Consider the following 16,558-nt stretch of genomic DNA (forward strand, 5'->3'; position numbering starts at 1 on the left):
CACACGCTCCAAATCGCGGCAACAACTAGGGCGGTTATTTCGATACGTCCAGATGGACTACAAAAAATTTTTCACGTGGTCAAAAAATGGAATCGTCATAAATCTGTTGCAGAATAGACATGGTTGACAAAGGAATATATCGGCCTAACTATCACGCCCTCTAACGATGTAGTTCATGATATGGAGTTAATTCCCTGCTGAACGTTCGCGACATAGAAAATCCATTTGAAGAAAACGCGCCATGCGGAGAAAATATTCGCAATAATACTTCTACGCGCGAAATATACTATAGAATAAAGGACGCAAGAAACCAGGCTCGCGCGGCGGAACGAGGTATATCTCCGGGCGAAAATATTAGCATTTCGCCTCTTTGGGCAGATGTCAGCAATCTCGGATTGCAGATTATTTCTTCGAAAAGTAAGGATCTCGAAGTATTAGCATGGTTGGCTGAAGCGGAATTACGTTTGCGCGGTTTCGAAGGGTTGCGGGACGTCTACCATGCGATCGCGTCGCTTTTGGACAAGCATTGGGAGAAATTTCATTCCGTCGGCGTCGACGATATCGAGGAACGGCTTGCCCCGCTTTCGGGCCTCAATGGCATCGGCGGCGAAGGAACCATCATCCAAGCGATCAGGTTGTCGCCGCTCATTCCCGGCGCGAAATTCGGCCAGTTTTCCCTCTGGGACTTTCAGCTGTCGCAGCGGCCCAACGAGGTAAAACGGCGTGACGAGTTGAGTCAGGCTGTTCTCGAGGCAGGCACGGCGGCGATGAGTTCGCATCTTGAAACGGTCAGTGGCTGCATTGCCGCATTCGACCGCCTCGTATCGGTTCTTAACGATCGCTGCGGGCAGATGGCACCGCCGAGTTCCAACACGCATAATGTTCTGCAGGAGGCAGCCTTGGCGCTTCGTTCTCTCGCCGGCATTGAATCGGATGAGGTCGTGGCCGCGGGGGAACCACAGCAAGGGGGCGGCGAGCAGGTACAAGTGCGTCCGCGCGCACTGAGTGTTGAACAGATCGGCTCGCGCGAGGAAGCCTTCGAGCTGCTGCTTGTCGTCGCGCGCTATTTCCGCCGCACTGAACCCCACTCTCCGATCTCGATGTCGATCGAGACGATGGTCAGGCGCGGCCGCATGGATTTTTCCGAGCTATTGGCCGAATTGCTGCCGGAACAGCAGGCGCGCAACGCCGTGCTGACGGCTGCAGGCATTCAGCTGAAATCGAACAAGAATGGGTGAGAAATACAACCGTCTTCTTAACTTTTTGCAACCGACCCTTTCCAAAATCGAGTTGCGCCACATCTGTAGAGCGAATTTGCCGCTGGCATGGAAGGAGAAACTTTATGGCGAGTGTTCACGAAAAGCTGGAGCGAGTGCGCAAGCCCAGGGTCCACATCAAATATGAGGTGGAGACTGAGGGTGCGATGGTCGTCAAGGAATTGCCTTTCGTCGTCGGCGTTCTCGGCGACTTCTCGGGCAACCCGACCCAACCGCTGAAACCGTTCGGCGAGCGCAAATTCGTTCAGATCGATCGCGATAATTTTGATGACGTCATGCGCCGTATGACGCCTGGCCTGAACATTTCTGTCGAAAACACGCTGGAGGGCGACGGCTCGCAGCTTCCCGTCTCGCTGAAATTCGAGAGCATGCGGGATTTCGAGCCGGGCTCCATCGTCAATCAAGTCCCGGCACTCAAGGCCCTCCTCGATGCGCGCAACCAGCTCCGCGACCTCATGAGCAAGGCCGACCGTTCGGAAGAGCTAGAGCGACTGCTTGAAGACGTGCTCCAAAACAAGGCTGATCTGTCCAAGCTGATGTCCGAGCTTGGATTGGCCGAAAAGCCGACCGCAAGCTGATCGTCGTCGGCGATCAGCCAAGGCCGATCGCCCGGTTCCGTTTCAAGCGGCCGATAACGACGGATTTCAAGCTGCGTCGATATCGCCCGCATTTCCGCAAGGATCGAAAAATGAGCGCTGAAAGCCAACTGAAGACCAAAGAGGCCGAGTTTGCGCCCGAGGAAAATCTGCTGTCGCAGATCGTGGCCGCTACTAGGCAGACCGAGCCCGATCGTGCCCAGGATCTCCTGAGAACGCTGACCGATCAGGCACTCAAGGGCACCGTCACCTATGACCGCAACCTGACGGTAACGCTCAACAAGGCCATTGCCGAGCTCGACCGGAAAATCTCCCGTCAGCTTGCCGCGATCATGCAGTCGCCTGAATTCACCAAGCTGGAAGGCAGCTGGCGCGGCCTGCAATATCTCGTCAAGAACAGCGAGACCAGCGTTAACCTGAAAATCCGCGTACTGAATGCTTCCAAGCGCGAAGTTTCCAAGGATCTCGCAAAGGCGGTGGAGTTCGATCAATCGCGGCTGTTCAAGTCGATCTACGAAGACGAATTCGGCACGCCTGGTGGTGAGCCGATGGGCGCTCTGATCGGTGATTACGAATTCGACAATTCCTTCGATGACGTCCAGACGCTGCAGGCGATTTCGTCGATTGCGGCCGCCGCTTTCGCGCCTTTCATTTCGGCCGCAAGCCCGCGCATGTTCGGCTTCGACGACTATCGCGAACTCGCCCGCCCGCGCGACCTGGAAAAGATCTTCGAAACTGTCGAATACGCCAAGTGGCGCAGCCTGCGCGAAAGCGAGGATTCGCGCTTCGTCACGCTTGCCCTCCCCCGCGTGCTTGCCCGCATGCCCTATGGTCCGAAGACCAACCCGATCGACGACTTCGCTTTCGACGAAACCGATCATTCGAAGACCGGCGAACTCGAGCACAATTCCTACTGCTGGATGAATGCAGCCTACGTGATGGGAACGCGGCTGACGGACGCCTTCGCCCAGAGCGGCTGGTGCACGGCAATTCGCGGCGCGGAAAACGGCGGCAAGGTTGAAAACCTGCCGATGCACATCTTCTCGAGTGACGATGGCGACCTCGATCTCAAGTGCCCGACCGAAGTGGGTATCACCGACCGTCGCGACGCCGAGCTCGGCAAATTGGGCTTCCTGCCGCTCTGCCACTATAAGAACACCGACTATGCCGTGTTCTTCGGTGCGCAAACGACGCATAAGCCGAAGGTTTACGACAAGCCAGAAGCAACGGCCAATGCCGCAGTTTCCGCCCGCCTGCCCTACATGATGGCCACCTCGCGCTTCGCCCACTATCTGAAGGTCATGGGCCGCGATAAGATCGGCTCCTTTATGGAAGCGCAGGATTGCGAAAACTGGCTCAACCGCTGGATCGCCAACTACGTCAACGCCAATGACGATGCAGGCGAGGAGTCCCGCGCCAAATATCCATTGCGCGATGCAAAGGTGACCGTTCAGGAAGTGCCGGGCAAACCCGGCTCATACAATGCCGTCGCCTGGATGCGCCCCTGGCTGCAAATGGAAGAGCTGACCACGTCGCTCCGCATGGTCGCGCGCATTCCGAGCAAGAACTAGGAGGGGCGGCGCGGCGATCGTCTCGCCGCGCGCCTTCAGTCAGCGCCATGACCGCGACAACGACGGAACAGAGAGCTGCCTGGCCGCGTCAAGTGCATCGCGTGATCGCCATGATCGACGATGCGCTCAATAGGCAGGTCAATGCCATCCTGCACCACCCCGAGTTCCAGGCAATGGAAGCGCGGTGGCGCGGGCTTGCTATGCTCATGCGTCACACCGGCCGATCGGAAGAAGTGAAGATCAAGATCCTCAGCGTCAGCTGGGCGCAATTGACGCGGCATCTCGAGCGGACCACGGAATTCGACCAGAGCCATCTCTTCGAGCTGATCTACAGCCGCGAGTTCGGCATGCCTGGCGGAGAGCCCTTCGGTCTGCTGATCGGGGACTACGAACTCTCTCCGCAGGATAAGACCGGCGGCGATACCGTCGGCGCGCTCACGCAGATCAGCATGGCGGCCGCCGCGGCCTTCTGCCCCTTCGTCGCTGCCGCCGCTCCGCAGGCAATCGGCCTGCAGGATTTTGACGAACTCAATCGTGTGCAAGACTTTTCTTGGCTCGCCTATGATCCCACCCGCATCCGCTGGAACGGGCTCCGCGCCCGAGAGGACTCCCGTTTTTTGGGCCTGGTCGCCCCGCGTGTTTTGATGCGTGCGCCTTATGAGGCGTTTTCCCGCGAGCGCGACGATCGGTTCCCGTTCCGCGAAAGCATTACCGCCGACGGCAGCACCTTGCTTTGGGGCAATGGCGCCTTCGCTTTTGCGATGATCGTCATCCGCAATTTCATCGAATCCGGCTGGTTCGCCGATATTCGCGGCGTGACGCAGGATGCGGTCGATGGCGGCATGCTGAGCACGGAGGAACTTGCGTCCTACGATCTCGGTATCGAAAGCAACGGGTTGTCGCAGCAGGCGCCGGTCGAGATACGGCTGACCAGCGGGCAAGAGCAGCAACTCTGTGAACTAGGCATCGTGCCCGTAGCGACCACCTATCTCTCCTCCTCCGCGATCTTCAATTCCAATCAGTCGTTGCATGCGCCACCACACTATTCGAGCGAGCACGCACGGCAAAATGCCCGCATCGCGGCGATGCTGCAGTATGTGCTCTGCGCATCGCGCTTCTCGCACTACCTGAAGGTCATCATGCGCGATGATATCGGCAAGCTGGCCGACAGCGCCTCCATCGAACGCAAGCTGAACGATTGGCTGTCGACTTACACGCTTGGCAATGACGACGCCGACCTGTCGCTGCGCACGCGTTTCCCACTACGTTCGGCCGGCATCAGCGTCGATGAAATTCCCGGTAAGCCGGGCATGTTCGCCTGCACGGTACGGCTGCAGCCGCATTTTCAGCTCGACGACGTCTCGACAAGTTTTCACCTCATCGCGGAGACGGCGAATGCGACCTATGCATTCTCGCGTCCCGCGAACATGCAAAGGATGTCCGCATGACGCTCTCCGCCAAGATCGCCGAAGCTCTCAGCGAAAACGCGCTCGACGACGCAATTGAGCAGGCGAAGGCACATGTAAAGGCAGCGCCGACCGACAAGGATGGTAGGCATATTCTGATCGATCTTCTGATCCTTGCCGGAGATTACGCACGAGCCGATGCGCAGTGCAATGTCGCGACGACATTCGCGCCGGAGGACATGATGGGCTTCGCCATGCTGCGCAATCAGCTGCGAGCGATGGCTGGGCGTTCGGCCTGGTTTGACGAGGCGGCAGCACCGGACTTCCCGAACGGACCGACAGCCCTCGACCAAGCGGCCCTGAAGGTGGGGATCGCTCATCGCGACCATGCCTCGGATGCGGCCGCGGCGTTGCAGTCCCTGGAGAAGATCAGAGGTGAACGGTCGATGCGTTGGAATGGCCAGCCCGTGTCGGACCTTCGCGATCTCGACGATCGAATTCCACATGCTCTCGAAGTCATCATGAGTGGCGGTGCCTATTTGTGGATCGACTTTTCCAGGATAGCAGCGCTTCGCGTCGAACCGATCGCCCGCCCCCGCGACCTCGCCTTTCGCAGGGCCGAGCTCGAACTCGTGGACGGTGCAATCGCCCCCGTGCTCCTGCCTGCGATCTATCACGGTACAACAGGTGCCAAGCTGCTGCTTGGCCGCGAGACCGAATGGATCGACGAGGCGACCGGCATTACAACAGGGCGCGGCCAAAAGTGCTTCCTGGCGGGCGACGATCTTGTTTCATTCCATGATCTGAAGTCGCTGGAATTCGCTGCGACCTCTGCAGAGACGAGGCGCACCGCTCATGGTTGATCCGTTGGAGCGCTACAGGCCGCGGGAAAGGATCGTCGCGAGGTCGATCATCGATCGACTGATCGACGAGGACCCCGATCGCCTGCAGGATCCGCCGCTGACACAGGCCGAACAGCTGCGCGAACTGCGCGAATGCATTCGCCGCGATCTCGAATCTCTACTCAACACGCGCCGTCGACCGGCTGCTCCACCATCGATCTATGAAGAACTCGGCGATGCGCTGGTGTCTTTCGGCGTTGACGGCATGGTCTCGGCAAATCTCGTCACCGATGAAGCCAAAAGCCGTCTCGCTCGTTTGATAGAACGACGCATCGCGCTGTTCGAAACGCGGCTGTCCGACGTGCAAGTGGGTATCCTCAAGAGCCGCGGAAATGGCGAACGAGCCTTGCGGCTGCGCATCCACGCGACCTTCCGCGTGCATGAGGGGATGCCGCCGATCAGCTTCGAATCGACGATCGATCCATCCACTCAGCGTTTCCTGGTGGAGGCCAATAATGGCTGACGGCTTCCTGCAGCGTTACAACGACGAGCTGGCTGCGATCCGTCGGCGTGCAGCGCGTTTTGCCGACGCTTTCCCTAAAATTGCCGGCCGTCTGCGCATCACCGGCGAGGTCGCGGACGATCCGCATGTCGAGCGCCTCATCCAGAGCTTTGCCTATTCGGCAGCCCGCGTGCGCCAGAAACTCGACGACGAGTTTCCGGAATTGACGGACGGGCTGCTGGAAACGCTCTATCCGCACTATCTGGCACCGCTGCCCTCGATGAGCATCGTGCGCTTCACGCCAAGCACCACGTTGGCATCCGTCCAGATCGTGCCGCGTCACACAGAAATCTTCGCAGAGCCGATCGGCGGCGAGAGCTGCCGTTTCCGCACAACGCAGGACACGCAGATCGCACCGATCGAGATCGTTTCAGCATCGTTGACCGGCCACCCGATCAGTGCGCCGCCGTCTCCTCATGCAGGTGCTGCCGGTTGCCTGCGCTTGTCGATCCGGGCACGGGATGCAAACAAGCCGCTCAGCGAAATCGGCTTGGACAAGCTGCGGCTTCATATCGGTTCGTCCTGGCAGCAGGCCGTCGCCATCCACGAGCTTCTCGCCAATCACACACTCGGCATCGCGCTTGCCCACCACGCCGATGATCGAGCGCCGATCATGCTGCCGGCCAAAGCATTGCAAGCTGTGGGTTTCGAGCCGGATGAGGCGATACTGCCCTATCCAAGCTCAAGCTTCGCCGGTTATCGTCTGCTGACGGAATTCTTCGCCTTGCCGCAGAAATTCCTCTTCATCGACATCGTCGGCCTGAAGGCTTGGCGCGGAGATACGCTGGAAATCTTCATCTATCTCGATGAAACCAGTGTAAAGCTGGAGCGCGCCATCTCCGCCCGTGATTTCGTCTTGAACGCTACTCCGATCGTCAACCTGTTTCGCCAAAACTGCGAACCTATTGCGCTCGACGGCACACGCACGGAGTATCGCGTGCTGCCGGACGCTAGGCGACAGAAGACGCGTGAGATTTATACGATCGAGAAAGTGGTCGTATCGGCACGCACAGGGGACGAGGAAGAATGCCAACCCTTCTTCGGCCGCAGCCTGAAGGGCGGAGCTTCCACGCTCTTTTGGCAATGCATGCGCCGCTTCGATGCCGACGACCATACCTCTGATATGGAGATCACCTTCGTGGATCGCGCGCGCCGGGCAAGCGGTCCGCTCGACAAGATCGCTAGCATAGACGCTCTGTGCCTCAACCGCGAACTACCGGAGCAACTGCCCTTTGGCGGCGGCCATCCTTATTTGCAGCTGGCGTCCGGCAGCGAGGCAGTCGGTTCAGTCGAGGCCCTGATGGCACCTACGCCTTCGGTGCGGATGAACGAGCAGCAAGGGCGCAACTGGCGGCTCATGTCGCATCTCCAGCTCAATCATCTTTCCATATTCGACAATGATGGCGCCGCGCTAAAGGACATTCTTGCGCTCTATGCTTTCAGGGACAGCCGCGAAACCAGACTGCTTGCCGATGCTCTTGTGCGGGTCGACGCTAGAAGCTCGATGACGCGGCTTGGCAGCGGCGGGATGGTGAGGGGCACGAATATCCGGCTGGAATTTGATCCAGCCGCCATCGACAGACCCTCGGCTTATCTCTTCGGTAGTGTCCTCGACCGGTTCTTCGGGCTTTACACCTCGATCAACAGCTTCACCCGCCTTTCCATCTCGATGAAGGGGCAATCGAAACCGATCGCCGTCTGGCCGGCCCGTGCCGCCGAGCGGCCCTTGTTGTGATGACGAGGTGAACAGACGCAATGGACCAGTTCCGGCCAAGTGATAGCGAAATACTAGCCGCGCTGCTCGAACGCGACCCCGGTCGCTTTGAGCCGTCGACGGCGTTCCGCGTCGCCCAGCACGCGGCCGACGATCATTTGACGGTGTCCTCCCCCGTCGGCGTTTCGCCGGCACCACTTGCCGTCAGCGACTTCAAGCGAAAGGGCGCCACGAGTTCGGTTAAGGCCAGCATGGCCAGTCTGCTCGGGCCACTCGGTGCCATGCCGCCGAGCTACAATGAGCTGGTCATGCGCGAAGAGCGCAATCGTGCTCATGGCCTTTCAAGTTTTTTCGATCTCTTTACGAGCCGTCTTGCGGAGCTTTTCGTCGATGCCTGCGAGAAATATCGCCTTGCGCGGGGATTGCGATGGAGCCCGGACAGAAACGGAAACGCCTTCATCAAGACCCTATTCGCACTGACGGGTTTCGGTACAGCCCGGCTGAGAGAGCAGGTCCGCCCCGATGACGAACCGATCCTCCGATTTTCCGGATTTTTCTCGGCCAGAAACCGCAATGCGGTCAATCTGCGGGCCATGCTGCAGGAGTTCAGCGGCCTGCCGGTTGCGATCGAATTGTTCAGGGGCAGATGGCTTTCCATTCCCGAGAGCGAGCGCAGCCGCATGGAGCAGCCGCAGGGTGTGCAGCTTGGCGTCAACTCGACCGCAGGTGCGGCAGTCCATGATTTCGGTGGCAGTTTCCGCGTTGTGATTGGCCCGGTCGACTATGAAGATTACCGGTCTCTTTCTCCAGGCAGCGCCAATATCGATGCGCTGTTTGCACTAGCGCGCCTTTACGTAGATCCGTCGCTCGATTTTGACATTCAGGTAGTTCTGAAGAAGGAACATATCCCGTTTTGCCGGCTGGGCGATGTCGATGATCCGCCGAGGCTCGGATGGAATAGCTGGGCGCGCGTCGCGGCGGCGGATCAAGACAGTGGCGATGCCGTTATTGCCGAACCGAGCAGAGTGAAGCGCCAATCCGATCACGGAGGGCTCCATGCGGCTTGAACTGCGGCAAACGGCCGGAGAAGGCGCCAGCAAAGGGTGGTTCTTCGAGCGGGGCAAACGCACGCTCGGCCGATCGCCGGATTGCGATTGGCAGGTTTCCGATCCAAGTCGGCTGATTTCCAAAATTCATTGCGTGATCGAACGCGATCGCGCCGGCTTTTTCGTGCGGGACCAGAGCGCCAATGGCACCCGTGTGGACAGCGCCACCATTTTTGAAGGTGAAACGGCGAGACTTACGGACAAATCCAAGATTGCGTTCGGCGACGTCGCATTCACCGTCGTCATTACCGGAGAAGCTGATCGCGATATCGACGATCCAGCGGCCGATCTGCGCCTCAGCGACGAAAGAATGACGATCTCTTCGATCCTTGCCGATATTGCGCCCGGCGGCAGCACGGCAACCGGTGTGCTCGGCCGGCGCAATGGCGACGATTGGATCGCCGCGCTGTCACAATCGACGAAAAATGACAAGTCGCCAAGCAGGAACATCGATATTGGTTGGAACGGTCCGCCCGATGTCAACGGCATCAAGCCGATACTTCCGGATGATTGGAATTCGGATTTCGAGCTGGGCAGCCAGTTGGAACATGGCGCGGCAACCCACATCTCCGTCGCCGTTGCCCGCAGTTCTAGTTCCGAGACGGTTGAGGCTGCCAAGGCGGTCGTCCCGGCCAATGATGCGCGAATTGCCGGCGGGACGGATCAGGGCGCGAATGATACGACTTTCGCACTGCAATTCGACCCGCTGCGCCAGCTTGAAGCGCTCATCTCGACCTTGGAACAAACGCTCGACGATGAAGCCTCCATCTTCGGAATTGACGACAACCGGACCGATGCGTCCACCTCACTGTTCAGCCGTGAACGCACGGAACAGCTTGCCGAACGGCTTCGATCGCTCATTTCCCGGCAAGCCACCCTCAATTCCGGCCTCGAAAACCTTCTTCGCGAGGCCAATCGCATGTTCGAGCCGCGCATGGTCGAGGCGCAGGTCGATGCCTCCCAGCGCAAGGCTCTTTGGCGCGGCAATGGCGATTATTGGAAGGCTTATCGAGCCCAGTTCGAAAAGGGCGGCAAGAACATTTCCGTCCGCGATTTGTTGGCCGAGGCATTCCGCGCCTCCGCCGATAGCCGCGACGAAGACGATACCACCAGTTTGGCAGAGAGGACGGGCAACACCCGATGAAGAACGAAAATCGTGTGGCTTGGAGCGAGGGCATGTTCCTTCGTGTGCAGCATTTTCAGCAAGCCGACCGTTGGACGGAACGGCTGGTCCGCACGACCGCGCGGGGGCTCGCGCCCTACCCCTGGGGCATTGCCGAGATCGGCATTGATCGCAGCGCGCTCGCGATCGGCCAATTTGCTTTGTCGAACCTGCGCGGCATCCTGCCCGATGGCACGCCATTCGAGGCGCCTGTTGATGCGGATCTGCCTGCGCCGCTGGAGCTCGACGATTCCACAAAGAACGCCGTCGTTTATCTTGCTCTGCCGTCGCGTCAGCCTGGGAGAGCCGACGTCGCCATGAACGGCAGCGCCATGCGTAACAGCGTGCGCATTACAGCCTCGCAATATGAGGCGCCGGATGCGAATGTGGAGACCGACTTCATGGCGCCGATCGATGTCGGCCGCCTGAACCTGCGTTACCTGAAGACCGGCGACGAGCTCGCTGGATACGACCTGATCGGCCTTGCACGCATCATCGAGGTTCGCTCGGACCGTTCGGTCATTCTCGATCCGGACTACATCGCCCCATCGCTGAATTGCGCGGCGGAAGCACGTTTGAATGAGCTCATTACCGAATTGCTCGGCATAGTGCGGCATCGGGCCGAAGCGATCGCCGAGCGCATCGGTGACCCGACGGTGCGCGGAACCGCCGAGGTTGGCGACTATTTTCTGCTGCATATACTCAATCGTGCCGATCCGATGCTGCGCCATATCGCGGCGAATGCTTCGCGGATGCATCCGATCATCTTCTACCAGGAATGCATTCAGCTAGCAGGCGAACTCGCCACCTTCACAGCGGATCGCAAGCGGGCGACCGATTTCCCGCCCTATCGTCACGATGATCTGAAGGCGACATTTGCTGCTGTGTTCAATGATCTGCGCGCCTCGCTTTCCGCAGTACTCGAGCAGGCAGCCGTTGCAATCGAACTCATCGAACGGCGTCACGACGTGCGCGTCGGCACCATCAACGACCGCTCACTGCTCAAGGATGCGGGCTTTGTGCTTGCCGTTCGCGCCGAGATGTCGGCCGAAGATGTCAGGCGCAAGCTGCCCGCACAGATCAAGATCGGCCCCGTGGAGCGGATCGCCGAACTTGTCAATGTCGCGCTGCCCGGCATTCCCGTCCGGCCCCTTCCCGTGCTGCCGCGGCAGCTGCCTTACCGGTCAGGCACGATCTACTTCGAACTCGATACGAAGAATCCGCTTTGGAAACAGCTTGATACCTCCGGCGCGATCGCGCTGCATCTCGCGGGCGACTTTCCTGGCCTGGAGATGGAACTGTGGGCTCTCAGAGAATGAACACACCACGCTCAACACCCTGGCACGAGCTGCCGACGATCATCGAGCTGACCGAGGACGGCGCACGCAAGAACGAAGCCGCCCGCAAGATGGCCGATATTCTCGACGAGGAGCTGGATAAGCAGCCGAACGGCAAATCGCGCAATGCAGCCGGCGGCTGGTCTGTCGATGCCTTGATCCGCGGCTTTCGCTTCGGCGGCGACGATGTTCCCACCATTGTGCGCTCGGCGGCGCCATTGCTCAATCTCGCCTATAGCCTGCGCAATACGGAAGAGCAGCCCGATATTGCCGAACTCAGGCAGGTGACGATCGATGCGGTTGGACGCTACGAGCGCGATCTCGCGGGCGCGCGCATCAGCCCCGAGCGAGCTCGCGCGGCGCATTATGTCATATGCGCGACCATTGACGACGTGGTTCTGAGCAAGCCTTGGGGCGTGCGCGCCGGCTGGGCGCGATCCGGCCTGGTATCGACCTTCCATATGGACGTGACCGGCGGCGATCGCGTCTTCGATCTCCTCGATCATTTCCAGCAGAGTCCCGGCACCAACAAGGACCTACTGCTTCTCATCTATCTCTGCCTGTCGCTTGCTTTCGAAGGCCGCACGCGCGTTTCGCCGCGCGGATCGCTGGAACTCGGGCGCATCCGCGATAGTCTCTACAAGACGCTGCTCGGTCAGTATGGTGTTTTCGAACGCGAGTTGTCGCCGCATTGGCGCGGCGTTTCGGCGCGCCACAAGCCGCTGCGCACGGCTGTTGCGCTTTGGACGATCCTTTCCGTCCTCGCCCTTCTGTTCGCGCTCGGCTATATGTTCTTCACGCTTTCTCTCAACAAGGCCTCCGACGCCACCTTCGAGCACCTGGCAAACCTGCCACCGCGCGATACGCCGAGCGTTCTGATCGACGCGCCCAAGCCGAAAGAAGCCGTACAGACGCCACCGCCTGTGAGGAAGCAGCCGGAGACACCGCCGGCGGTCAAGCCGCAACCGACGCCGCTCGACAATCTGCTCGCTTTCCTGCAGCCGGAAGTCGACCGCAAGCTGGTCACTCTGTCGAATTCCAATGGCAGGCTGCTGGTGCGCATCAACAATTCCGGCTTGTTCGACACGGGCAGCGCCGAAGTCAGCGATAAGTTCCGCGATCTCCTCCAGCGTATCGGCGGCGCGCTAGCTTCAGAAAAATTCCGCGCCATCGTCGTCGGCTATACCGACAATGTGCCGATCCGCACGGCTCAGTTCCCGTCGAACTGGCATCTTTCCGAGGCCCGAGCCCGCGCTGTCGGCGATATCTTGGCTGCCTATACCGGCAAGGATGCCATCCTGACGGAGGGCCGCGCCGACAGCGATCCACTGGCAAGCAACGATACGGCAGAAGGACGCGAGGCTAACCGCCGAACGGAAATCCTGGTCCTGACCGACCCAGCGCAGCGCCTAGGCGATGCCGCCCGCAATCCGCAGGCAACGCCACAGACGCCAGGCGTAAATGCGTCGGCGACATCTGAGACGACGGGAGGAGCCCGATGAATCCGCTTGGCGCGTTTTATACGCTTCGCTCCTATGTCTCGGCCTATGCAGGTCTGCTCGGACAGCGCTTCATCTCGCTGATCTGGGTCGCGGCGATCTGCGTCGTCATCTGGTTCTATGGCTCCATGGCCGGCTATGGCAGCTTCAAGCCGCTGGCGGGCACCAGCGCGCGGATGATCGCGATCGGCGTGATTATAGCGGGTTGGCTGATCTATATGCTGGTCACGACCCTGCGCGCCCGGAAACGGGACAAAGCTCTCGTAGACGGTATTGCCGACGACGCTGCCAGCCAGCAGGCTGAAGTGGGTGAAATCCACAGCCGTCTGAAGGAAGCCCTGCTGCTCCTGCGCCGCATCAGCAAGAAGCGTTTCGGCTACATCTATGAGCTGCCCTGGTATGTCATCTTCGGCGCGCCGGGATCGGGAAAGACGACAGCACTCACCAATTCCGGCCTGAAGTTCCCGCTTGGCGATGCGATGGGCAGCAATTCCGTACAGGGCGCCGGCGGTACGCGCAATTGCAATTGGTGGTTTGCCGACGAAGCGATCCTAATCGACACCGCTGGCCGCTATACCACGCAAGACGACCTGAACGGCACAGCGAAGGCCGGATGGGAAGGCTTTCTCGGGCTATTGCGCAAATACCGCCGTTCGCAGCCGATCAACGGCGCGCTCGTCACCCTCTCGATCGGCGATCTTTTGAGCCGCGATCACGATGTACAACTCGAAGAGGTGCGTTCCATTCGCAAGCGCCTGTCGGAGCTCGACGAGTTCCTGCACGCACGCGTACCGGTCTATATCGTCCTGACCAAGGCCGATCTCCTGACCGGCTTCGTCGAATTCTTCGACGGCCTTGCCAAAACGGATCGTGAGCAGGTCTGGGGCACGACCTTCAATCTCGACGAGAGCTATAAGGGCGAGAACCTGCCCGAGCGCTTCATGGAAGAGTTCGCGCTGTTGCAGCAGCGAGTCGATGCCATGTTGATTGAACGCCTGCAGCAGGAGCCGAACATCGAGGTTCGTGGCAGAATTTTCCGCTTTCCTGCAGAGCTTGCCTCATTGGGCGAGCGTCTTCAGGAGCTGTTGACGGAGCTCTGCGCCTGTTCCAACCTCATCGAATCTCCCCTTGTTCGCGGTGTCTACTTCGCCTCCGGTACACAGAGCCGCGAGACGGATACGCCGCGCACCCGACGCAGCTATTTCCTGTCGCGTCTTTTCAAGGAGGTGATCTTCGGCGAAGCGTCGCTGGTTGCCCGCGACAGGCGCCTTTCGGGCCGGCAAGCCATGATCAGACGGATCGCTTATGGCGCGGCGGCCATCGCTCTTGCGATCGTCTTCACCGGCTGGACGGCAACCTATTTTCAGAACTCGCGCGCAATTGCCGCCGCCGAGCGGCGGATCGACAACTACGAAAAACTCGCAAGCGGCATTCAGGTGCGCGACGTAACCGATGCGGATTTTCTGCGGGTCCTGCCGGCACTCGACAATCTGCGCGCGGTCACCAGCGGCTTTGACGAGGCGCGCGCCTGGCCGACGAGTTTTGGCCTCGACCAGGGGAATAAGATCGCCAGCCGCCAGCGAGGAGCCTATCAGCGCGCCTTGAACGCGCTGCTTCTGCCTCGCATGCTCGTTGCAGTTCAAAATGAGCTCAAGCAGACCTCGGATGTTCAAAAGACCTTCGACGCTTTGAAGTTATATGGCATGCTCGGCGGATTGGGGCCGGTCGACAAGGATTTCGTCTCACAGCAATCGGAAGATATGTTTGCAGCACTTTATCCCGGTGAAGGACGCTCGGCCACGCGCAAGGCACTGGCTGCCCATGTAGAGGCCATGGCAGCGGGCAGCCTGCCCGCAATCGAGCTGGACAATGCCCTGATTGCCAAGGCACGGGAAACGATCCACTCGCAAAGTCGTGCAGCCCGAGCCTATGATATCCTCATCCATTCCCGACAGGCCCGCCAGCTTGATGCCTGGCTTCCCGCCAACGCATTGGGGCCGCTTGGAGCGCAGGTTTTTCAACGCAAATCCAAGGCGACGCTGCGGGAGGGCATTTCGGGAATTTTCACGGGCAAAGGCTATCGTGGCGTGGTGCTTCCGATGGTCGCGACCGCCGCCACCGAAGCGCTTAGGGAGCAATGGGTTCGCGGCGACAGCGGTGCACCGCCTTCGGGAACGACTACAGATGCGATTTCCCAAGCGGTGCTGCAGCTCTATTTCGATGCATTCCAGCAGCAATGGTCGTCACTGCTTGCTGATCTACAGGTACGTCCGTCGAGCAACCTTGCCGATGCGACTGAGACGGCGCGCATCCTGGCGGCCAATCCAAGCCCCGTGGAGATGATGCTGAAATCCATTGCTAGCGCCACCGACCTGCGTCCGGCAGCAGGCGCAGAAGTTGCCTCGCTAGACGATGTTCCGGACGCTGCTCTGACCGCCGCCACTACGGGCGCTGTCAGCGCGCCCGATCCTTACGGTCCGCTGCGAGCCGCGCTCGAAGCGAATGTCGCCAATACACAACCGGCATCACAGGACGGCAAGGCCAGCGATAACGATAAGCCGCGCTCGCAGATCCAGGGTCTCCAGCCAATCCTGCAGAACATCTACGGACAGTTGTCGCGCGCCGCGAACTCAACTGCAGAGGTCGCACGCGTCTTTGACGCTGGCGGCCAGCTCGCCAATGCCAATCAGGATCTGGTGCAGCAAGCTCGAGGGCTGCCGACACCGGCAGACGCATGGATGGTCGCGGTCGCAACCGATATCGGTTCGCTGGCGGTCAAGGCGGCACGCAGCCGCGTCAACGACCTTTGGGCAAGCGAAGGCGCCGATCTTTGCGCCCGTATCGTCAACGGCCGCTATCCCTTCGATCGATCTTCCAGCCAGGATATCGCCATGGCGGACTTTGTCCGGCTCTTCGGACCGCAAGGGCTGTTCCAGTCATTCTTCAAGAACCGACTCGAAGCCTTCGTCGACACGAGCGCACAGCCGTGGGGCTGGCGTGGAACGTTCGGCGGCGACAGCATCCCTAGTCAGGCGATTGCCCAGTTCGAAAATGCCAGCAAGATCGAGCATGCTTTCTTCCCTGCCGGCAACGAGAAACCCTCGATATCGATCAATATCAAGCCCGTTTCGTTGTCGGATTCAGCTAATGCCGTAATAATGGATATTGCGGGCGAGCGCGTCGTCTACAACCATGGACGTGTAGTGCCTAAATCCATTGCTTGGCCGGCGGCCGGTGCAGCAAACCAGTCTCAAATCGCATTTTTGCCGGGAGGCTGGCAGGAAGCCATGACACAGTCCGGCGACTGGTCGCCCTTCCGACTATTCGATGCCGCCAAGGTGACCGTTCAGGCCCCTGATCTCTTCCGGGCTCGATTTGAAGACAAGGGCCAGTCGGCGGAATTCGACGTGCAGTTCGGTTCTGTGCTCAATCCCTTCCGGCTGCAGGCATTGTCCGATTTCAGCTGCCCAGCGCAATTCTGACGGT

The 16,558-nt window shown here is 59.8% G+C and carries 12 protein-coding genes; all 12 read left to right on the forward strand.

The window, feature by feature from the left end; translation table 11 throughout:
• Positions 1–197 precede the first annotated feature (197 nt).
• The 12 genes from tssA (at position 198) to tssM (ending at position 16,554) form a co-directional block, all read left to right on the forward strand.
• On the forward strand, positions 198–1,238 hold the full coding sequence (gene tssA / locus ACYJRZ_RS18890; RefSeq protein WP_459461678.1) for a type VI secretion system protein TssA: 1,041 nt from the start codon (positions 198–200) through the stop codon (positions 1,236–1,238).
• A 104-nt stretch (positions 1,239–1,342) separates the two neighbouring features.
• On the forward strand, positions 1,343–1,855 hold the full coding sequence (gene tssB / locus ACYJRZ_RS18895; RefSeq protein WP_459461506.1) for a type VI secretion system contractile sheath small subunit: 513 nt from the start codon (positions 1,343–1,345) through the stop codon (positions 1,853–1,855).
• A 110-nt stretch (positions 1,856–1,965) separates the two neighbouring features.
• Entirely contained in the window at positions 1,966–3,444 is a 1,479-nt protein-coding gene (gene tssC / locus ACYJRZ_RS18900; protein WP_459461508.1) for a type VI secretion system contractile sheath large subunit, read from the forward strand.
• A gap of 47 nt (positions 3,445–3,491) precedes the next feature.
• Positions 3,492–4,892, forward strand: a complete 1,401-nt coding sequence (gene tssC / locus ACYJRZ_RS18905) for a type VI secretion system contractile sheath large subunit (RefSeq protein WP_459461510.1) — start codon at positions 3,492–3,494, stop codon at positions 4,890–4,892.
• Entirely contained in the window at positions 4,889–5,713 is an 825-nt protein-coding gene (locus tag ACYJRZ_RS18910; RefSeq protein ID WP_459461512.1) for a type VI secretion system accessory protein TagJ, read from the forward strand. The genes tssC (ACYJRZ_RS18905) and ACYJRZ_RS18910 overlap by 4 nt, the downstream gene beginning before the upstream one ends.
• Positions 5,706–6,215, forward strand: coding sequence for a type VI secretion system baseplate subunit TssE (tssE, locus tag ACYJRZ_RS18915; RefSeq protein ID WP_459461514.1), 510 nt, complete (start codon positions 5,706–5,708; stop codon positions 6,213–6,215). Before ACYJRZ_RS18910 ends, tssE begins: the two co-directional genes overlap by 8 nt.
• Complete coding sequence (tssF, locus tag ACYJRZ_RS18920; RefSeq protein WP_459461516.1) at positions 6,208–7,989, forward strand: type VI secretion system baseplate subunit TssF; 1,782 nt, start codon at positions 6,208–6,210, stop codon at positions 7,987–7,989. The genes tssE and tssF overlap by 8 nt, the downstream gene beginning before the upstream one ends.
• A gap of 20 nt (positions 7,990–8,009) precedes the next feature.
• Positions 8,010–9,035 carry a type VI secretion system baseplate subunit TssG gene (gene tssG, locus ACYJRZ_RS18925; protein ID WP_459461518.1) on the forward strand — a complete coding sequence of 342 codons (1,026 nt, stop codon included), beginning with the start codon at positions 8,010–8,012 and terminating at the stop codon, positions 9,033–9,035.
• Positions 9,025–10,218, forward strand: a complete 1,194-nt coding sequence (locus ACYJRZ_RS18930; protein WP_459461520.1) for an FHA domain-containing protein — start codon at positions 9,025–9,027, stop codon at positions 10,216–10,218. The genes tssG and ACYJRZ_RS18930 overlap by 11 nt, the downstream gene beginning before the upstream one ends.
• On the forward strand, positions 10,215–11,555 hold the full coding sequence (gene tssK / locus ACYJRZ_RS18935) for a type VI secretion system baseplate subunit TssK (RefSeq protein ID WP_459461522.1): 1,341 nt from the start codon (positions 10,215–10,217) through the stop codon (positions 11,553–11,555). The genes ACYJRZ_RS18930 and tssK overlap by 4 nt, the downstream gene beginning before the upstream one ends.
• A complete protein-coding gene (tssL, locus tag ACYJRZ_RS18940) occupies positions 11,552–13,075 on the forward strand; it encodes a type VI secretion system protein TssL, long form (RefSeq protein ID WP_459461524.1) in 1,524 nt (507 codons plus the stop codon). The genes tssK and tssL overlap by 4 nt, the downstream gene beginning before the upstream one ends.
• Positions 13,072–16,554 (forward strand): type VI secretion system membrane subunit TssM, encoded by a 3,483-nt coding sequence (gene tssM / locus ACYJRZ_RS18945; RefSeq protein ID WP_459461526.1) that lies wholly within the window; start codon positions 13,072–13,074, stop codon positions 16,552–16,554. Before tssL ends, tssM begins: the two co-directional genes overlap by 4 nt.
• Positions 16,555–16,558 lie beyond the last annotated feature (4 nt).

This window comes from Rhizobium sp. No.120 (assembly GCF_054558365.1).